Origin of the sequence: Streptomyces sp. NPDC094143 (assembly GCF_040303825.1) — a bacterium.
Lineage (GTDB): Bacteria > Actinomycetota > Actinomycetes > Streptomycetales > Streptomycetaceae > Streptomyces.
This window is the reverse complement of the sequence record NZ_JBEOTZ010000004.1, coordinates 253,486-272,004: the sequence shown is the minus strand read 5'-3', so window position 1 is coordinate 272,004 and position 18,519 is coordinate 253,486. Positions and strand designations below refer to the sequence as shown.

Below are 18,519 nucleotides of genomic sequence, written 5' to 3'. Positions count from 1 at the left end.
GCCGGGGGCGCGCGTCGAGATCGCGAGCCGTTTTGCGTGCCGGAGCACGCTGTCAGGGGTGCTCGGGGCGGGCTCTGCGGTGCTCAGCGCAGGTGGCGCTCGAAGAAGGCCTCCGTGACGTCCATTTCGGCCGCCCACCGGGGCCCGAACGTGTGACCCTCACCGGCGACGGTGCGCAACTCCACGTCCTTGCCCGCCTCCTGGAACACCCGGGCGGCCTCCCGTGACCAGGCCAGGGGGCAGGTGTCGTCCGCGGTGCCGTGCTGGATCAGCAGGGGCTCGGTCAGGCGGCCGGCGTAGGTGAGGGGCGAGACGCCGCGCCAGAACGCCGGGTTCTCCTCGGGCGTGCCGTGCCTCTCCTCGATCTCCGCCACGAGCGGGTCGCCGTCGGGCCGCTGGAAGTGGTCGATGTTCTCCTGCGGGCGGGCGCTCACCGGCGCGTACGCGACGGCCGCGTCGAACAGCCCGGGCGCCACGACCAGCGTGTTGTACACGACCCCGCCGCCCATGGAGCGGCCGAACAGGCCGATCCGGTCGCCGTCGATCTCCGGGCGCCCGGAGTCGCGCAGGGCCAGGGCCGCGCCGATGACGTCCTCGGTGTAGCCGAGGCGCAGGTTCACGTCGTTGTCGGGATCGTCGTCGGAGCGGGCGTGGTTGCGGTAGTCGGTGTGCAGGACCACGTAACCGCTGCGGGCCAGGCGGTCCTGCTCGCGCGGCATGCCCTGGCCGCTGAAGTAGGTGTCCGGGTCGATGTAGCCGTGCGCCAGCACCAGGGCGGGGAACGGGCCCTCGCCCTCGGGGATGTTCATGATCCCCGAGACGGTCAGGCCGTTGGCCTCGTACGTCACGGCGTAGCGGGTGTAGGCGGAGGTGCGGTCGAGCACCTCGCCGAGCCGCAGGCCGGAGCCGGTGTGCTCGCGCCGCATCAGGGCGGGCAGGGAGACCGGGTCGACGGGGCCGGGGGAGGGGGAGGTGCTGCGGGGGCTCGGGTCCCCCGCCGTGCTCGTGGTCACCGTACCGGTCGAGGGCGCGGCGGGTCCGTCGCCGCCGGTGCAGCCGAGGGTGACGGCCAGCAGCAGTCCGGCGGCGGCACAGGCGGTGCCCCGTAGGCGCATACCGTCCATTGTGACTCCCGTGAGGTCCCGCCGGGCAGGGTTCGGCTAGGACCTGCCCCGCGCCGGGCCCGTGCTGTCCCTTCCGATCAGCGCCGGCACCCGCACCGTCCGCGCCGGGCCGCCGTCCAGCAGGGCGGTCAGTTCCCGCGCCGCCGTGCGGCCGAACTCGACGCTGTCGCGGGAGAGCGCGGACAGCCACGGCTTGACCAGGCGGCACAGGGCGGAGTCCTCCCAGGCCACCACCGACACGTCGGCCGGTACCGAGAAACCCAGCTCGGCCGCCGCGGCCACCCGGGCGACGGCCATCACGTCGTTGTCGTGGATCAGGGCCGTCGGGGCGCCGGGGCCGTCCAGCACCCGGCGGGTGACCGCCGCGCCCGCCGCGTCCGAGTACTCGGTCGGCACCGACTGCACCTCGGACCGGCCCCGCCGCTCGGCCTGCGCCCGCAGCGTGCGGATCCGGCGCCCGGTGCGGGCCGGCCCGGGCAGCCCGGCGATGTGCGCGATCCGCCGGTGGCCGAGCGCGTACAGGCCGTCCACCAGCGCCGCCATCGCGCCCGCGACGTCCGCCCACACCGTCGACAGCCGGGGATGCCGTTCGTCCGGGGCGCCGCCGATCACCACGGCTGGCAGGCCGAGTCCGTTGAGGAGACCGGGCCGGGGGTCGTCGGTGCGCGGGTCGACCACGAGCAGGCCGTCCACCCGGTTGGCGGACGTCGCGGTCACGGACCTGCTGTAACGGCCGCTGACCGACGGCGCCGGCACCGCGGGCCGAGGACGGCCGGATCGCGCTGCGGCTGCGCCCGTTCGAACTGGTGACTCCGGCTGCGGCGCGCCTGCGGGAGGGCGGAGACACAGGTCACATCCGTGCGTGTCACATCGGGGTGAGTCGCCGGCTCATAACGGCGTAAGCACCGACAACGACGAAGGAGCTCACCATGAGCGCGCGTCTGGACGTCTTCGCCACTCCGAGCGGCAGCAGGCTCGTCAAGCAGTTCACCTCCGTGGGGCGGCTGGTCGTGGAGTCAGCGCTGCCGGCCGCCACGCGGGAGCTGGTCTCCCTGCGGGTGAGCCAGATCAACGGGTGCGCGGTCTGCATCGACATGCACACCAAGGAGGCCGCGGCGGCGGGCGAGTCCGCCGTGCGCCTCCACCTGGTCGCGGGATGGCGGGAGGCCACGGTCTTCACCGAGGCCGAACGCGCCGCGCTGGAACTGGCCGAGCAGGGCACCCGCATCGCGGACGGCGCCGGTGGCGTCCCGGACGAGGTGTGGGAGCGGGCCGCCAAGCACTACGACGAGGAGCAGCTCGTCGCGCTGGTGACCCTGATCGCCTTCATGAACACGGCGAACCGGCTGAACGTCATCCTCCAGCAGCCGGCGGGTGACTACCAGCCGGGGCAGTTCGCCTAGCGGCCCGAGGCCGGGCCCTTGGGTTTCCAGGGCCCGAGCCGCGCCCGCAGCCACTGTTCCACCTCGCCCACGTGCGCGGCCGCCGCCGCCCGGGCCGCCTCCGGATCGTGGGCGGCCAGGGCGCGGTGGATCGCCGCGTGCTCGCGGCGGGTGCGGGCGAAGGCCCCCTCCTCCTGGTAGCCGCGCCAGACCCGGGCGCGGAAGGTGCGGGACGACAGGCCCTCCAGGATCGCGGCCATCGTCTCGTTGCCCGCGGCCGCCGCGATCACCCGGTGGAACGCCAGGTCGTGGGCGATGATCTCCTCCGGGTCGTCCGTGGCGTTCATCGCCGTCAGGTGCTTGTCCACCTCGGCCAGCTGGTCCTCGGTGATCCGCGCGGCGGCCAGCGCCGTCGCCGTCGACTCCAGGATCCGCCGGATCTCCAGCAGTTCCACCAGACGCGGGCCGCGCGACAGGTCCGCCACGACCCCGAACGTCTCCAGCAGGTCGCCGGCCTCCAGCTGCGTGACGTAGATGCCGGAGCCGTGCCGGGCCTCCAGCACCCCCAGCACGGTGAGCGCGCGGATCGCCTCCCGCATCGAACTGCGGGAGATGCCCAGCTGCGCGGCCAGGTCGCGCTCGGTCGGCAGCCGCTGGCCGGGCTCCAGCCGGCCCTCCGCGATCATCGCCTTGATCCGCTCGATGGCGCGCTGCGTCACGGTGCCCTTCTGCGGGGCCGTCTCGTCGTCCACGCCACTCCTCCGATCACAGCGCTTCGGCGCAGTCTAGCCAGCCAAATGGTCCGACCACTATGAGTCCGGAGCGCGGATTCCGTCCGACGAAGGGTGTTTCGGCGCTTGATTGGTCTGATAAGTATGCGGGCATCCGCTGGACCCCCGGCCGACGAAAGGACCTCCGTGTCCCCGACGCCCGCCCGCATCACCGCGGTCGACACCCACGACATCCGCTTCCCCACCTCGCACGAACTCGACGGCTCCGACGCGATGAACCCCGACCCCGACTACTCGGCGGCCTACGTCGTGCTGCGCACCGACGCGGCCGACGGGCACGAGGGGCACGGGTTCGCCTTCACCATCGGGCGGGGCAACGAGGTCCAGGTCGCCGCGATCGACGCCCTGCGCGGACACCTTCTCGGCCGCGACCTGGCCGAGTTGTGCGCCGACCCCGCCACCCTGAACCGCGACCTGATCGGCGACAGCCAACTGCGCTGGCTCGGGCCCGAGAAAGGCGTGATGCACATGGCGATCGGCGCCGTCGTCAACGCCGTGTGGGACCTCGCCGCCAAGCGGGCCCAACTTCCGCTGTGGCGGCTGCTCGCCCAGGCCGAGCCCGAATGGCTCGTCCACCAGATCGACTTCCGCTACCTCACCGACGTCCTCACCCCCGAGGAGGCCCTGGCCCTGCTCCGCCGGGGCCGGGAGGGCGCCGGGCAGCGCACGGCCCGGCTGCTGGAGCGCGGCTACCCCGCCTACACCACCTCACCCGGCTGGCTCGGCTACGACGACGAGAAACTCACCCGGCTCGCCGCCCAGGCGGTCACCGACGGCTTCACCCAGATCAAGCTCAAGGTGGGCGCCGACCTCGACGACGACATCCGCCGCTGCCGGGTGGCCCGTTCGGTCATCGGCCCGGACATCCGGATGGCCGTCGACGCCAACCAGCGCTGGGACGTCGAGGAGGCGATCCGCTGGACCGAGGCCCTCGCCGCGTTCGACCCGTACTGGATCGAGGAACCCACCAGCCCCGACGACATCCTCGGGCACGCGACGATCCGCCGGGCCGTCGCCCCCGTGAAGGTCGCCACCGGCGAGCACGCGCACAACCGCATCGTCTTCAAACAGCTCCTCCAGGCCGGCGCGCTCGACGTCGTCCAGATCGACGCGGCCCGGGTCGGCGGCGTCCCGGAGAACCTCGCGATCCTGCTGCTCGCGGCCAAGTTCGGCGTGCCCGTGTGCCCGCACGCGGGCGGGGTCGGCCTGTGCGAACTCGTCCAGCATCTGTCGATGTTCGACTACGTGGCCCTGACCGGCACGACCGAGAACCGCGTCATCGAATACGTCGACCATCTGCACGACCACTTCCTCGACCCGGTGGTGATCCGGCAGGGTCACTACACGGCGCCCACCGCGCCGGGCTTCTCGGCCGCCCTGCGGCCCGAGGCGCTGGCGCGGTACACGTACCCGGGCGGCGAGTTCTGGGCCGCCGACCTCGACGCGACGAAGAAGGGGCACGCCGCATGAGCGACTTCGAGGGCCTCAGGGCCCTGGTGACGGGCGGTGCGTCCGGCATCGGCCGGGCCACCGCCGACCTCATGGCCGAGCGCGGCGCACAGGTCGCCGTCCTCGACCTCGATCCGTCCCCGGTCGGCAAGCCACTCCTCGGCCACCGCGCGGACGTCACCGACGACACGTCCGTGCGCGCGGCGGTCACCGCGGCGGTCGCGGAACTCGGCGGTCTGGACGTCCTGGTGAACAACGCGGGCATCGGCGCCCAGGGCACCGTCGAGGACAACCCCGACGACGAGTGGCACCGCGTCTGGGACGTCAACGTCGTCGGCATGGTCCGCACCACCCGAGCCTGCCTGCCCCATCTGCGGGCCTCCGCGTACGCCGCGATCGTCAACACCTGCTCCGTCGCCGCCACCGCGGGCCTGCCGCAGCGCGCCCTGTACAGCGCCACCAAGGGCGCCGTGCAGGCCCTGACCCTCGCCATGGCCGCCGACCACGTCCGCGAGGGCATCCGCGTCAACTGCGTCAACCCCGGCACGGTCGACACCCCGTGGGTGGGCCGCCTCCTCGACGCCGCCCCCGACCCGGCCGCCGAACGCGCGGGCCTGGAGGCCCGCCAGCCCACCGGCCGGCTGGTCTCCCCGGCCGAGGTCGCGGGCGCCATCGCCTACCTGGCGAGCCCCCTGTCCGGCGCCACCACGGGCACCGCGCTCGCCGTCGACGGCGGCATGCAGGGCCTGCGACCGCGCCCGGTGGCCCGGTGAACCGGCTCGGCGGCAGCGGCGTCGAGGTCAGCGCCCTGTCCTTCGGCGCCGCCGCCATCGCCAACCTGTACACCGCGGTCGGCGACGAGGAGGCCCACGAGGCCGTGGAAGCCGCCTGGCAGCGCGGCATCCGCTACTTCGACACCGCCCCGCACTACGGCCTCGGCCTCTCCGAACGCCGGCTCGGCGCCGCCCTGCGCGACCACCCCCGCGACCACTACACGATCTCCACCAAGGTGGGCCGCCGCCTCGAACCCGCCGACGGCACCGGCGACGACCTGGCCAACGGCTTCGCCGTACCGGCCACCCACCGGCGCGTGTGGGACTTCAGCGCCGACGGCATCCGCCGCACCCTGGAGTCCAGCCTCGAACGCCTCGGCCTCGACCGGGTCGACGTCGTCTACCTCCACGACCCCGACGAGCACGCCGAAGCGGCCTTCCGCGAGGGTTACCCGGCCCTGGAGAAGCTGCGCGCGGAAGGTGTGGTGGGCGCGATCGGCGCCGGGATGAACCAGTCGGCGATGCTCACCCGCTTCGTCCGCGACACCGACGTGGACGTGGTGCTCTGCGCCGGCCGCTACACCCTCCTCGACCAGAGTGCCCTCACCGACCTGCTGCCCGCCGCCCTGGAACGCGGTACGTCGGTGGTCATCGGCGGCGCCTTCAACTCGGGCCTGCTGGCCAACCCCGAGCCGGGCGCCCGCTACAACTACACCGCCGCACCGTCCGAGCTGGTCGAGCGGGCCCTGCGCCTGAAGTCGGTCGCCGACCGCCACGGCACCACGCTGCGCGCCGTCGCCCTGGCCTTCTGCGCCGCCCACCCGGCCGTCGCCAGCGTCCTCGTCGGGGCCCGTTCGGCTCATGAAGTGCGCGACTGCGCCCACCAGTTCGCCGCCCGGGTGCCCGGCGCCCTCTGGCAGGAGCTGCGCGCCGGGGGCCTGCTGCCCGCCGACGCGCCCGTGCCCGGCGAGCCGCCCGCGAAGGAGCCGTCATGACAGTCGCCCTGCACACCAGGGTCCGCGCCGACCGCGTCGCCGCCTACGAGGCCGCCCACCGCGAGGTCCCCCGGGAGGGGACCGACACCGTCCGCGCCGCCGGCGCCGGCTCCTGGAGGTGGCAGGCCCGCCCGGCCGAGCTGCCCGACGTCGCGCAGGACCACACCGGCGCGGGCGCGGACGCCGGCCTGCCCGTCGTCCGGGAGCTGCCCGCATGACCGTGACCGACGCCCACCACCACGTCTGGGACCTGTCCGTGCGCGACCAGGACTGGATCACCGGACCCGCGCTGCGGCCGCTGCGCCGCGACTTCACGATGAAGGACCTCGAACCCGAGGCGAGAGCCGCCGGAGTGGGCCGCACGGTCCTCGTGCAGACGGTCACCGTGCCCGAGGAGACCCCGGAGCTCCTGGCCCTGGCCGAGGAGCACGACCTGGTCGCGGGCGTCGTCGGCTGGACCGACCTCACCCGCCCCGGCGTCGCCGACGAACTCGCCCGGCTGCGCGAACTCCCCGGCGGCCGCTACCTCAAGGGCATCCGCCACCAGGTCCAGAACGAGCCCGACCCCGAGTGGCTGCTGCGCCCGGACGTCCTGCGGGGACTGACCGCCGTCGCCGCCGCCGGACTGGTCTACGACCTCGTCGTCCTGCCCGGCCGGCTCCCGGCCTGCGTCCGGGCGGCCGCCGCCCTGCCCGAGCTCACCTTCGTCCTGGACCACCTCGGCAAACCGCCCGTCGCCGCCGGCGTCCTCGAACCCTGGGCGTCGCACCTGCGGGCCCTGGCCGCCCTGCCCAACACCGTCGCCAAACTCTCCGGCCTGGCCACCGAGGCCGACCCCGCCGGCTGGACCGTCGAGGACCTGCGTCCGTACGCCGAGGTGGCCCTGGAGGCGTTCGGGCCCGTCCGGCTGATGTACGGCTCGGACTGGCCGGTGTGCACCCTGGCGGGGACCTACGGCGGCATGCTCGGCACCGCGCGCCGGCTGACCGGCCCGCCCGACCACGCGCAGATCCTCGGCACCACCGCCGCCCGCGTCTACGGCCTGTGAACCGGCTCCGCCAGCCTGGTCGGCGGCAGGTACTCCCGCACGTACGTCCGCTCCCAGCAGGCGCCGGTCTCCCGCAGCTCGCGCCAGGTCGTGTAGCGGTAGCGGAACAGCCGGGCGCGCACGAACCGCGGCGGCTCGTCCGGCGGGAACGGCGAGCGGCGCAGCAGCCTCAGCGTGTCCCGGTCGTTCTCCAGCAGCCGCTCCACAAGCCTGCCGAACCAGGGGTCGGCGTAGGCGGGGGAGAGGGCCGCGAACCACATCAGCCAGTCCAGGCGCAGATGGTAGGGCGCGAACTGGCGCGGCCACCGCCGCGGATCACCCGGCTTGCCCTTGAACTCGTACGCCCGCCAGTCGGAGTCCGCTCGCGGCCTGTCGTCCGCGGTGCCCTCGACCACGACCTCGTACCGCACCCGGCTCACGCTGCCGAACGCGCCGTAGGTGTTGACCAGGTGCAGGGGGTCGAAGGAGCGGTTCATCACCTGGCGGCGGGAGAGCATGTTGCGCACCGGCCGGTGGCTGAGGCCCACGAGCAGCGCGGAGACCGCGAGGACCAGCACGACGTACCACAGCGGCGCGTCCGGCACGTCGGGCGCGTCGGCCGGGAAGCGCACCGCCGACAGCGCCAGCACGATCGTGATCCAGTTCAGCCAGGAGAAGTTGCCCGACAGCACCAGCCACAGCTGGGTGACGATCATCAGCGCGGCGGCTGCCGTCGCCACCGGCTGCGGAGTGAACAGCGCGAACGGCACCACCAGTTGCGTGACGTGGTTCGCGGCCGCCTCGACCCGGTGCAGTGGGCGGGGCAGGTGGTGGAAGAACCAGCTCAGCGGGCCCGGCATCGGCTGCGTCTCGTGATGGTGGTCCAGGCAGGTCAGCTTCCGCCAGCACGCGTCGCCGCGCATCTTGATCAGCCCCGCGCCGAACTCCACCCGGAACAGGATCCACCGCAGCAGGAACAGCACCACGAGCGGCGGCGCCACCTCGTCGTTGCCGAGGAACACGGCGAGGAAACCGACCTCCAGCAGCAGTGACTCCCAGCCGAACGCGTACCAGGTCTGCCCGACGTTGACGATCGACAGGTACAGCACCCACGGCACCAGCCACAGCAGCATGCCGCCCCACAGCGGCAGCAGCGCGTCCAGCCCGGCCAGCAGCGCTACCGACACCGCGCAGCCCGTCCAGGCGCAGAGCGCGAAGAAGCGGTCCGAGTAGTGCAGCTGGAACAGGCTCGGCGCCCGCCTGAACGGCACCCGCTCGACGAACCGCGGCACCGGGAGCATGCCGCGCCGCCCGATCAGCGCCCGGAACTGCAGCGCCGCCGTCAGGAACGCCACCAGGTACACGGCGGCCAGCGCCCGCTGGAAGACCAGCCGGGTCAGCCAGTAATCGGATGCGGTGAACCAGTCCACGGCCGTGCGCTCCTCCCCGTGACACGCCGGAGGGCGGTGTCACGCTCCGCGTACCACTGCTCCGGTTGCGTAACCCGAGTGAGCGCAGCAAACAATAGTGAGGAACTGCCCGAAACGGGCCGAGGTGAGCGGGAGGACGAGGTGCGGACACCCACCGGGGCCGTCACCGCGGCCTGCGCGCTCTCCGCCGCGCTCCTCCTCTCTGCGTGCGGCGCCGGCCGCGGCGGCGAGGGCGACGGCGCGACGGCCGCGGCGCTCGTCCTCCAGCCGGCCGCCGACCCCGGACCGGACCCCTTCACGGACTCCACGGCCGAGGCGGGGCCCACCCCGTCCCCCGCCGGGCCCGCACCGCGCACGGCGGGCGGCACCGTCCGCGTCTCCACCGGCCCGCGCTCCCTGTCCGGCGCGACCCCCGGCCTCTACGGCGGCGCCGAGCGGACCGGCAACTGCGACATCGGCCGGCAGATCGGCCACCTCACCCGCGACCGCGCCGCGGGCCGTGCCTTCGCCCGGGTCGCGGGCGTGCCCCCGGAGGCCCTCCCGGACTACGTGCGGGCCCTCACCCCGGTCGTGCTGCGCGCCGACACCCGCGTCACCGGCCACGGTCACCGCGCCGGCCGGGTGACCGGCTACCAGGCCGTCCTCCAGGCGGGCACCGCCGTCCTGGTCGACGACCGGGGCGTGCCGCGCCTCCGCTGCGCCTGTGGCAACCCGCTGCGCCCGCCGCTCGCCCTGGGCGGCACGCCGGCGACCCGGGGCACGCCCTGGCCCGGCTACCGGCCCGGCGAGGTGATCGTCGTGACCCCCGCCCCGCGCGCCGTCACCGACTTCACCATCATCGACCTGGCCGCCCGGACCTGGATCGAACGGCGGCCCGGGCACGACGTGCGCCATGACCGGGCCCTGCCGCCGCCGGTGTGGGCGACCCGGTCCCCGGCACCGTCCGCGCCCTCGCCCGTCCCCCCGGGCGCCTCCCGCACCGCCCCCGGGGCGGACCCGGCCGCCGACCCCGCCCCGCCCCGGGCGGACGGCATCGAACCGCCCCCCGGCGAACCGGCGCCCCGGGAGGCCGACGCACCGGAGGCGGATGACCTCGGCGCATCGGAGCCGGAGGATCTCGGGGTACCGGAGGCGGAGGACCTCGGCGAACCGGACGAGGTCGGCCCCGAAGCCGTCCCGGACGGCCCCGACGTGCCCGACGGGGCCGGGCTGATCCCCGACGAACCGGCCGACGACAGCATCTTCGGCAGCCCCACCGACGTCTTCAGCAACTGAGGGCCGGTCCCGCCAAGCGGCCCGTACACTCGGCACGTCCAGTCGAAGAATCGGACGAATCCTGGCAAGGTGGGCCCATGGCTGATCGGGGAGCGAGCGGCGCCCTGTCACTCCCGGACGACTGGTCCGCCCACCCGGATCCGATCCTCGCGCTCAACCGGATGGGCAGCTTCGACTGGGACCTGGACACCGGCCTGATGCAGATGGACGCGCAGGCCCACGACATCTTCGACCTGCGCCCCGGCGAGTACGACGACCACCCCGAGAGCCTCTCCAGGCGCGTCCCGCCCGGCGAGGCACGCCGCCTGGACACCGTGGTCACCCAGGCCCTGAAGGACGGCAGCGAGAACTACGGCGCGTACTTCCGCATCCGCCGCCGCGACGGCAGCCTGCGCTGGACGCACACGCAGGGCTACATCCGGCGGGACGAGACCGGCCGGCCCCGCCGCATCATCGGCATCGTCCGCGACGCCACCCGGGAGCTCGGCGAGATCGACGCCCTGCGCGAGCAGGCCGACCGGGACGAGGCCCACCGGGAACAGACCAGCGTCGTCGAGCTCACCACGGCCGCCCTCGCCCACGCGCGCACCGTCCAGGACGTCATCGACGTCCTCAAGGACACCCACGGCCTGACCCATCTGGGCGCCACCAGCCTCGTCATGGGCCTGGTCGAGGCCGGCCGCATCCGCCTGGTCGCCGAGGGGCCCGAGGACGCCTTCGTGCCCGGCACCCGGGTCACCCGCATCGACGAGCCCTATCCGATGAGCGAGGCCGTGCGCACCCTCGCCCCGTGCTTCATCGAATCGCCCGAGGAGTTCGCCGAGCGCTACCCGATCCTCTGGCCCCACATCACCGATCTGAACATCACCTCGGCGGCCTATCTGCCGCTCATCGTCCAGGCCCGCCCGATCGGCGCGTTGGGCCTGCTCTACAGCGACCGGCGGGGCTTCACCCCCGAGGAGCGCAACATCCTCGTCGCCCTCGGCAGCAGCATCGCCCAGAGCCTGCAGCGGGCCATGTTCTACGAGCAGGAGATGGACCTCGCCCAGGGCCTGCAGCAGGCCATGCTGCCCCGGACCATCCCGAGCGTGCCCGGCGCCGACGTCGCCGTGCGCTACCGGGCCGCCACCATCGGCGGCTCCGTCGGCCGGGACATCGGCGGCGACTGGTACGACCTGATCCCGCTGCCCGGCGGCCGGGTCGGTGCCGTCATCGGTGACGTCCAGGGCCACGACACGCACGCCGCCGCCGTCATGGGCCAGCTGCGCATCGTGCTGCGCGCCTACGCCGCCGAGGGACACCCGCCGGCCACCGTGATGGCCCGCGCCTCGGTGTTCCTGCACGAACTCGACACGGACCGCTCCGCGACCTGCCTCTACGCGGAGGCCGACCTGTCCACCGGCGTGCTGCAGGTGGTCCGCGCCGGGCACATCGACCCGCTCGTCCGGCTCACCGACGGCTCCTGCCGTCGCGTCGCCGTCCCGGGGGGCCTGCCGCTCGGCCTGTCCGCCGAGTTCGGCCGCCTGGACTACCCGGTGGGCACCGTGGAGCTCGACCCGGGCGACACCCTGCTGCTGTGCACCGACGGCCTGGTCGAGCAGCCCGGTGCCGACCTCGACGACGGCATGCGCACCCTCACCGCCCTGGTCGCCACCGGCCCCGAGGACGTGCGTGACCTCGCCGACCGGCTCATCGACGTGGCCGACGAACGCGGCGGCGAGGACGACGTCGCCCTGCTCCTGCTGCGCCGGCGCGGCCCGGAGGGTCCGCACGCCGGCCACCGTCTCCAGCGCCAGGTGGCCCCCGGCGACCCGGCCGCACTCTCCGAGGCCCGGCACATGATCCGCACCGCGGTCGCCGCCTGGGGCGCCGGCGACCGGGCCGACGAGATCGAACTGGTCGCCGACGAGCTGATGACCAACGCCCTCATGCACACCGAGGGCTCGGCGGTCCTCACCCTGCGGGTGCTCACCGGTTCCGACCGCCGGCTGCGCGTCGAGGTCGAGGACTCCTCCAGCGCCCTGCCCCGCCGCCGTGAGGCGGGCGACTCGGGCGTCTCCGGGCGGGGCCTGCTGCTGGTCGAGCTGCTCACCGACGTGTGGGGCGTGGAGGCCCGGGGCGGCGGCAAGGCCGTCTGGTGCGAGTTCGTGGTGCCGGACCACGACTGACCCCGCGTGGCACTCTGGACCTATGCCGGAACTCCCCGAGGTCGAGGCGCTCAAGGACTTCCTGACCGAGCACCTGGTCGGCCACGAGATCGTACGGGTGCTGCCCGTCGCGATCAGCGTCCTGAAGACGTACGACCCGCCGCTGTCCGCGCTGGAGGGCCACGAGGTCGCCGCCGTACGCCGCTACGGCAAGTTCCTCGACCTGGCCACCGAGAACGGCCCGCACCTGGTGACGCACCTGGCCCGCGCGGGCTGGCTGCACTTCAAGGACCGCCTCCCCGACGGCCCGCCCCGCCCCGGCAAGGGTCCCCTCGCCCTGCGCGTGGCCCTGGAGACCGGCGCGGGCTTCGACCTGACCGAGGCCGGCACGCAGAAGCGCCTCGCGGTGTACGTCGTCGGGGACCCGCGGGAGGTGCCGGGCGTGACCCGGCTCGGCCCGGACCCGCTCGCCGACGACTTCGACGAACGGCGTCTGGCGGAGCTGCTGGCCGGTGAACGGCGCCGCCTCAAGGGCGTGTTGCGCGACCAGAGCCTGATCGCGGGCGTCGGCAACGCCTACAGTGACGAGATCCTGCACGCGGCGAGGATGTCGCCCTTCAAGCTGGCCGCGTCGCTGAGCGAGGAGGAGACCGGGCGGCTGTACGCGGCCCTGCGCGACACGCTGACCGAGGCGGTCGAGCGCTCCCGGGGCGTGGCGGCCGGGCGGCTGAAGGCCGAGAAGAAGAGCGGACTGCGCGTGCACGGCCGCACCGGCGAGCCCTGCCCGGTGTGTGGGGACACCATCCGCGAGGTGTCCTTCAGCGACTCCTCGCTCCAGTACTGCCCGACCTGCCAGACGGGCGGCAAGCCGCTGGCCGACCGGAGGATGTCCCGCCTGCTGAAGTGAGCGGCCCGGCCCGTCACCGGGAGGCCGGGTTCCACTCGAACATCAGGATGGTCGCGTCGTCCCGCAGCCGACTGGTGGGCGCGTCGAGGATGGAGTGGACGAGCCGCCGCAGCGTCTCGGGCGCCAGCCCGCCCGCCGCCGTCGCCCGGATGATGTAGTCGGCGAACTGTTCGAGGCCGAACTCACCGCCGTCGCTGCCCCGGGCCTCGGTCACCCCGACCGCGGGCACCCCGGGCGGGCTGCGGAGCGCGTCGTCCAGCAGTCTCACACCGGGGCGCCCGGCTGCCCGGCGACCGGGGCGGACGGATGGTCAGCTCGGTTCGAGCCGCACCAGGACCTCCCCGGACGCGGAGCGGATCTCGTACCGGACGATCTCGTCGGGGTGCAGGGACGAGCTGGCCATCATCGTGTTCGGCTCGGCGGCGTCTGCGTGCCCGTGCCAGCTGGCGGCGGTCTCCTCGGTGCCGTCCCGGCCGAAGATGACCAGGTGGCAGGCGCGCTCGGCCGTGTCCTTCACCTTGAGCTCGACCTGGCTGCCCGAGGCCTCGTCCGCCGTCGTGACCTGTGCCCACACCCCGGTGCGCACATCGGTCGCGGCGACCGTCAGGAGTTCCTCGCCGCTCCCCTCGGCCATCATCGCGACGCCGGGCACCGACACCGCGAGGACGACCGAGGCGGCCAGCGCGAACACCATGCGCCTGCGGCCGGCCCGGCGCCGGGCCGCCACCTCGGCCAGCAGCCGATCCAGCATGCGCGGGCCGGGCTGGGCCACCGGGTTCACCAGCCGCGGCGTAGCCCGCCGGTACAGCATCAACTGCCGTGCCGTCGGGCCGAACTCCGTCACCTCTGCAGCGCACTTGGGGCACTCCATGAGGTGGTCCTCGAAGCGGAAGGCCTCCGCCTCGTCCAGCACGCCGAGCGCGTAGGCGCCGACGTCGCGATGCCTTTCCAGGGACCTCATGCCGAATCCTCGTGCCGTTGGGTGCGGGTGGGGTTACTCCTTGCTCCCACCGGTACGGACCAGGCAGCGGAATCACTCAAGCCGGTGACACAATCGCAACCAAAGGATTCGGAGCCGTCCGGCCCGCGGATTGGTCGGAGGCCCCGGAAATTCAAAAAAGATGGATCGCGAGGTGTCCCAGGGGCAGTCCGAGCTGCCAGGCGGGCGTCCAGACCTTCGGCCCCTCGTCCTCCCCGACCACCGGAGCACCGCCCGGCACCGCGTTGAGGTCGGGCGCGAGCAGCTCCGTCTCCTGCAGCCAGCGCCAGGCCTCCTCGGCGAGGTCCAGGTCCGGGGCGGTCCGGTCCGACGCCGCCGCCTCGGCGGCGAGCTGCGCCAGCCGCTCGCGCACCCACTCCTGCCACGGCTGGTCGTACGCGGTCAGCGACAGCCACGTCTCCAGCTGGGTCACCACCCGGATGCCCGACAGCTCGCCGTCCGCGTCGGAGAGGAAGATGGTCAGCGCCAGGGCGTCACGCCCCGCGCGGAACTCGAAGGACGTCGGCGGCATCAGATCGCCGGTCCGCAGCAGCTCGTCGGCGATGTACTCCGCGTACAACCACGCCATGGGGACGGTCAGTTCGCCGTCCGAACCGTCCGTGCTCTCGTGACCTCTGTGCAGCATCCCTTCCTGCCTTCCTCCGGTACGTGCGCGTCGTCGGCCGACACCGGGCTCCGGGGCGTTGTCGGCCCCATCCGGAACACGGATAGGAACACCCGATTACTCAACCGGGGTCCTCAGCAAGGCGCTTTACGGAGGCTTGACTCGGCCATGGGTTTCACCGCAGGTCGGCGGCGTAACCCGGAAGCACCCGGCGCAGGGCGCGCAGCGCGTAGTACGCGCGGGACTTCACGGTACCGGGCGGAATCCCGAGGGTTGCCGCGGCTTCCGCCACACTCGCCCCCTGGAAGTACACGAGCACCAGGACTTCACGGTGCTCCGGAGTGAGTGTCTTCACAGCGCGTCGGACGTCGAGCATCGCCGCGGCCCGCTCGGCGTGGTCGGAGCTGACCCGCGCGTTCTCCAGCACCGCGTCGCCGACCTCGGGCGGACGGGCCTGCCGGGCGCGCCGGGCGTCGATCGCGAGCCGCCGCCCGACGGTCATCAGCCAGGGCCGTACGGAGTCGAAGTCGTCGGCGCGCAGGGCCTCGGGGTGCTGCCAGGCGCGCACCAGCGTCTCCTGGACCAGGTCCTCCGCGCGCTGCCGGTCCCCGTCGCACAGGCGCAGCAGGAGCGCGAAGAGGGGCCGGCCGTGCTCCCGCTGCAGTGCGGCGAGCTCGTGCTCGGCGGTCGTCCCGTTCGTGAGAGTGGATCCGGCCGTCATGGCCGTATGCCACCGCAGGGTGCCGCCCGGGCACAGGGCACGTACCCGGCTGTGCGACGGACGGTCGATCGCGTCGGCGAACGGTTCGACGAACGGTCGGGGCGCTCCACCGGGCGGGTGCCGGTCGGGCTGATGAGCGTGTCGGAGCCGCGTGGGGCGCTCCGGGCCTTCTTTCCTGTTTGTGTGTAAATATGACCATAACGCCCACCGTGGGGTGAATGGATGATCGCACGCAGTCGACAGGCGGCCCTGGCCCTCACCGTCGTCCTCGCCGCAGGCGCCGCCTGCCAGGCCCGCAGCCACGAACCGTCCGGCCCCGGCCGCCCGGCACCCTCCGCCGCCGGGCCCCGCGGCTTCACACTCGTCGCCTCCGGCGACGTCCTCCCGCACGACACGATCATCGACCGGGCCCGCTTCGACGCCGGCGGCACCGGCTACGACTTCCGGCCCATGTTCGAGCCGATCCGCTCCGTCGTCTCCGGCGCCGACCTCGCCCTGTGCCACATGGAGACCGTCTACGGCGCGAACGGCGACTACACCGGCTACCCCACCTTCAAATCCCCGCCCGAGGTCGCCCGGGCCCTCGCCGCCACCGGTTACGACGGCTGCTCCACCGCCTCCAACCACACCCTCGACGACGGCGCCGAGGGCATCCGCCGCACCCTCGACGCCCTCGACCGGGCGGGCGTACGGCACGCCGGCTCCTCCCGCACCGAGGAGGAGGCCCGCACCGTGACGGTCCTCCAGGCGGGCCAGGCGAAGATCGCCCACCTCGCCTACACCTACGACACCAACGGCATCCCGCTGCCGGAGGGACAGCCCTGGGCCGTCAACCTCGTCGACGAGGCCCGGATCCTGGCCGACGCCCGGGCCGCGCGCGGCGCCGGCGCCGACGTGGTCGTCGTCTCGATGCACTGGGGCACCGAATGGCAGGACGCCCCCGACGAGCGGCAGCTGGCCCTGGCCCGCGGCCTGACCGCCGCCCGCCCGGACGTCGACCTGATCCTCGGCACCCACGCCCACGTCCCGCAGGCCTACGAGAAGGTCAACGGCACCTGGGTGATCTACGGCATGGGCGACCAGGTCGCCGGCCTGATGACCAACCACCAGGGCGCCAAGGACCCGCGCGGCAACCAGTCCACCCTCGGCCGCTTCACCTTCGCCCCGCCCGTCCGGCCGGGCGGCCGCTGGGAGGTGACCCGGGCCGAGTTCGTCCCGCAGCTGTTCGACGTCGACGCCGGCCGGGTCGTCAACCTCAACCGGGCCCTCGCCCAGGGCGCCGACGTCCGGGCCGTCCGCGACCGCATCCGCGAGGTCGTCCTGAGCCGGGGCGCGGCGCAGGACGGGCTGGTGATGGGGGAGTAGCCCTCACTCCGTCTGCTCCGGCCGGTGCCCGGCCAGCGCCGAGCGCCGGTAGGAGTAGGCGAAGTAGACGACGAGCCCCAGCGCGAACCACACGGCGAAGCGGGCCCAGGTCTGCCACTGCAGGAACGTGATCAGCCAGATCGAGAACACGATCCCCACCACGGGCACCACCGGCATCCACGGCGTACGGAACGTGCGCGGCAGGTCCGGCCGCCGGTAGCGCAGCACGATGACCGCCGTGCACACCACGACGAACGCCAGCAGGATCCCGATGTTGGTCAGCTCGGCCGCCTCGCCGATCGGCAGGAACCCGGCGATCACGGCCGACGCCACCCCCACGATCCAGGTGACCCGCGTCGGCACGTGCCGCGTCGGGTGGGTCTTCGCGAACCACTGGGGCAGCAGCCCGTCCCGGGACATCGAGAACCACACCCGGGTGACGCCCAGCATGAACGTGAACATGACCGTGAGGATGCCGATGATCGCGCCGACCGCGATCACGTTCGCCAGGCCGCTCAGCCCCACCGACTTGAACGCCGTCGAGAACCCGCTCTCCTTGTCGATGTCCTTGTAGTCCTGCATGCCGGTCAGGACCAGGCACGCCGCCACGTACAGCACCATCGAGATCACCAGCGAGTAGATGATCGCCTTCGGCATGTGCCGCTGCGCGTCCCTGGACTCCTCGGCCGCCGTGGACATGGCGTCGTAGCCGAACACCGCGAAGAACACCGTCGCGGCGCCCGTGAACGCCCCGCCGACGCCGTACGGGAAGAACGGGTCGTAGTTCGCCGTGTCGATGTGGAACACGCCGACCCCGATCACCAGCAGCACGACCAGGACCTTCAGGATCACCACGACCGTCTCGAAACGGGCCGCGTTCCTGATCCCGAGGGTCAGCAGATACGCGATGAGCAGACACAGCAGCGCCGCGAACAGATCGACCCGGTGCCCGTCCCCCGTGCCGGGCGCACCGAGCATCCAGTCCGGCAGGTCGGCGCCCATCTCGCCCACCAGGAAGCTGAAGTAGCCGGAGATGCCGATGGCGACCACCGCCACGATCGCCGTGTACTCCAGCAGCAGGTCCCAGCCGATGAACCAGCCGGCGAGCTCGCCCAGCACGACGTAGCCGTAGGTGTAGGCCGAACCGGCCTTCGGGATGAGCCCGGCGAACTCGGCGTAGGACAGGGCGGCCGCGGCGGACGCGACCCCCGCGATCAGGAACGACACGAGCACGGCCGGGCCCGCCGTACCGTTGGCCACCGTGCCGGCCAGCGTGAAGATGCCCGCGCCGATGATCCCGCCGACCCCGATGGCGGTCAGCTGCCACAGCCCCAGGGACCGCTCAAGGCGCGTCCCCTCGGCCGCTTCCGTCTCCTCGATCCGCTCGATGGGTTTGCGGCGGAGAATCCCTTCACCCATCCGGAGCCCGGCCATGCGCCTCACCTCTTCACGAGTGGCAAACGGCTGACAGCGGATCATGATGGCCCAGGCCCCCGCCCGGCGGAAGACACCACGCAGGGAGCGGAACG

The 18,519-nt window shown here is 73.3% G+C and carries 18 protein-coding genes and 1 pseudogene; 10 read left to right on the top strand and 9 right to left on the bottom strand.

Annotation, left to right across the window (positions count from 1 at the left end; genetic code table 11):
* Positions 1 to 83: 83 nt before the first annotated feature.
* Both ABTZ58_RS07835 and ABTZ58_RS07830 read right to left on the bottom strand, forming a co-directional pair.
* Positions 84 to 1,115, bottom strand: coding sequence for an alpha/beta hydrolase family protein (locus ABTZ58_RS07835; RefSeq protein WP_351351722.1), 1,032 nt, complete (start codon positions 1,113 to 1,115; stop codon positions 84 to 86).
* A 45-nt stretch (positions 1,116 to 1,160) separates the two neighbouring features.
* Positions 1,161 to 1,823 (bottom strand): annotated as a pseudogene (locus tag ABTZ58_RS07830) (LacI family DNA-binding transcriptional regulator); the annotation flags it as partial.
* A gap of 230 nt (positions 1,824 to 2,053) precedes the next feature.
* Here ABTZ58_RS07830 and ABTZ58_RS07825 point away from each other — a divergent pair.
* Positions 2,054 to 2,527 (top strand): carboxymuconolactone decarboxylase family protein, encoded by a 474-nt coding sequence (locus ABTZ58_RS07825; RefSeq protein ID WP_351351719.1) that lies wholly within the window; start codon positions 2,054 to 2,056, stop codon positions 2,525 to 2,527.
* On the opposite strand, the gene ABTZ58_RS07820 is transcribed toward ABTZ58_RS07825, so the two are convergent.
* The gene (locus tag ABTZ58_RS07820) at positions 2,524 to 3,258 is read right to left on the bottom strand and encodes a FadR/GntR family transcriptional regulator (protein ID WP_351351716.1); all 735 of its coding nucleotides are present in this window, start codon (positions 3,256 to 3,258) and stop codon (positions 2,524 to 2,526) included. The genes ABTZ58_RS07825 and ABTZ58_RS07820 overlap by 4 nt on opposite strands.
* 165 nt (positions 3,259 to 3,423) lie before the next feature.
* Here ABTZ58_RS07820 and ABTZ58_RS07815 point away from each other — a divergent pair, with 165 nt between their 5' ends.
* Genes ABTZ58_RS07815 through ABTZ58_RS07795 form a run of 5 tightly spaced genes read left to right on the top strand, consistent with a single transcriptional unit; the run spans position 3,424 to position 7,562 of the window.
* On the top strand, positions 3,424 to 4,767 hold the full coding sequence (locus tag ABTZ58_RS07815; RefSeq protein WP_351351713.1) for an L-fuconate dehydratase: 1,344 nt from the start codon (positions 3,424 to 3,426) through the stop codon (positions 4,765 to 4,767).
* Positions 4,764 to 5,519, top strand: coding sequence for an SDR family NAD(P)-dependent oxidoreductase (locus tag ABTZ58_RS07810; protein ID WP_351351710.1), 756 nt, complete (start codon positions 4,764 to 4,766; stop codon positions 5,517 to 5,519). The genes ABTZ58_RS07815 and ABTZ58_RS07810 overlap by 4 nt, the downstream gene beginning before the upstream one ends.
* Positions 5,516 to 6,514 carry an aldo/keto reductase gene (locus tag ABTZ58_RS07805; RefSeq protein ID WP_351351707.1) on the top strand — a complete coding sequence of 333 codons (999 nt, stop codon included), beginning with the start codon at positions 5,516 to 5,518 and terminating at the stop codon, positions 6,512 to 6,514. Before ABTZ58_RS07810 ends, ABTZ58_RS07805 begins: the two co-directional genes overlap by 4 nt.
* Positions 6,511 to 6,732 (top strand): hypothetical protein, encoded by a 222-nt coding sequence (locus ABTZ58_RS07800; protein WP_351351704.1) that lies wholly within the window; start codon positions 6,511 to 6,513, stop codon positions 6,730 to 6,732. Before ABTZ58_RS07805 ends, ABTZ58_RS07800 begins: the two co-directional genes overlap by 4 nt.
* The gene (locus ABTZ58_RS07795; RefSeq protein ID WP_351351701.1) at positions 6,729 to 7,562 is read left to right on the top strand and encodes an amidohydrolase family protein; all 834 of its coding nucleotides are present in this window, start codon (positions 6,729 to 6,731) and stop codon (positions 7,560 to 7,562) included. The genes ABTZ58_RS07800 and ABTZ58_RS07795 overlap by 4 nt, the downstream gene beginning before the upstream one ends.
* On the opposite strand, the gene ABTZ58_RS07790 is transcribed toward ABTZ58_RS07795, so the two are convergent.
* On the bottom strand, positions 7,550 to 8,971 hold the full coding sequence (locus tag ABTZ58_RS07790) for a lipase maturation factor family protein (protein WP_351351698.1): 1,422 nt from the start codon (positions 8,969 to 8,971) through the stop codon (positions 7,550 to 7,552). The two genes, ABTZ58_RS07795 and ABTZ58_RS07790, sit on opposite strands and share 13 nt — an antisense overlap.
* Positions 8,972 to 9,049: 78 nt before the next feature.
* Between ABTZ58_RS07790 and ABTZ58_RS07785 the strand changes: the two genes are divergently transcribed.
* The 3 genes from ABTZ58_RS07785 (at position 9,050) to ABTZ58_RS07775 (ending at position 13,300) form a co-directional block, all read left to right on the top strand.
* The gene (locus tag ABTZ58_RS07785) at positions 9,050 to 10,246 is read left to right on the top strand and encodes a DUF6777 domain-containing protein (RefSeq protein WP_351351695.1); all 1,197 of its coding nucleotides are present in this window, start codon (positions 9,050 to 9,052) and stop codon (positions 10,244 to 10,246) included.
* Between the two features lie 77 nt (positions 10,247 to 10,323).
* Positions 10,324 to 12,414 (top strand): SpoIIE family protein phosphatase, encoded by a 2,091-nt coding sequence (locus tag ABTZ58_RS07780; RefSeq protein ID WP_351351692.1) that lies wholly within the window; start codon positions 10,324 to 10,326, stop codon positions 12,412 to 12,414.
* Positions 12,415 to 12,436: 22 nt separating this feature from the next.
* A complete protein-coding gene (locus tag ABTZ58_RS07775; protein ID WP_351351689.1) occupies positions 12,437 to 13,300 on the top strand; it encodes an Fpg/Nei family DNA glycosylase in 864 nt (287 codons plus the stop codon).
* A gap of 13 nt (positions 13,301 to 13,313) precedes the next feature.
* Here the strand turns inward: ABTZ58_RS07775 and ABTZ58_RS07770 are convergent, their stop codons facing one another.
* The 4 genes from ABTZ58_RS07770 to ABTZ58_RS07755 form a co-directional block, all read right to left on the bottom strand.
* The gene (locus ABTZ58_RS07770; protein WP_502996025.1) at positions 13,314 to 13,568 is read right to left on the bottom strand and encodes a SpoIIE family protein phosphatase; all 255 of its coding nucleotides are present in this window, start codon (positions 13,566 to 13,568) and stop codon (positions 13,314 to 13,316) included.
* Positions 13,569 to 13,610: 42 nt separating this feature from the next.
* Positions 13,611 to 14,261, bottom strand: coding sequence for a zf-HC2 domain-containing protein (locus ABTZ58_RS07765; RefSeq protein ID WP_351351682.1), 651 nt, complete (start codon positions 14,259 to 14,261; stop codon positions 13,611 to 13,613).
* Positions 14,262 to 14,412: 151 nt separating this feature from the next.
* Positions 14,413 to 14,925 (bottom strand): hypothetical protein, encoded by a 513-nt coding sequence (locus ABTZ58_RS07760; RefSeq protein ID WP_351351679.1) that lies wholly within the window; start codon positions 14,923 to 14,925, stop codon positions 14,413 to 14,415.
* Positions 14,926 to 15,079: 154 nt separating this feature from the next.
* Complete coding sequence (locus ABTZ58_RS07755; RefSeq protein ID WP_351333335.1) at positions 15,080 to 15,625, bottom strand: sigma-70 family RNA polymerase sigma factor; 546 nt, start codon at positions 15,623 to 15,625, stop codon at positions 15,080 to 15,082.
* Positions 15,626 to 15,847: 222 nt separating this feature from the next.
* Here ABTZ58_RS07755 and ABTZ58_RS07750 point away from each other — a divergent pair, with 222 nt between their 5' ends.
* On the top strand, positions 15,848 to 16,990 hold the full coding sequence (locus ABTZ58_RS07750; protein WP_351351676.1) for a CapA family protein: 1,143 nt from the start codon (positions 15,848 to 15,850) through the stop codon (positions 16,988 to 16,990).
* Positions 16,991 to 16,993: 3 nt separating this feature from the next.
* Here ABTZ58_RS07750 and ABTZ58_RS07745 read toward each other — a convergent pair whose 3' ends face one another.
* Entirely contained in the window at positions 16,994 to 18,424 is a 1,431-nt protein-coding gene (locus ABTZ58_RS07745) for an amino acid permease (protein ID WP_351351673.1), read from the bottom strand.
* Between the last annotated feature and the right edge of the window lie 95 nt (positions 18,425 to 18,519).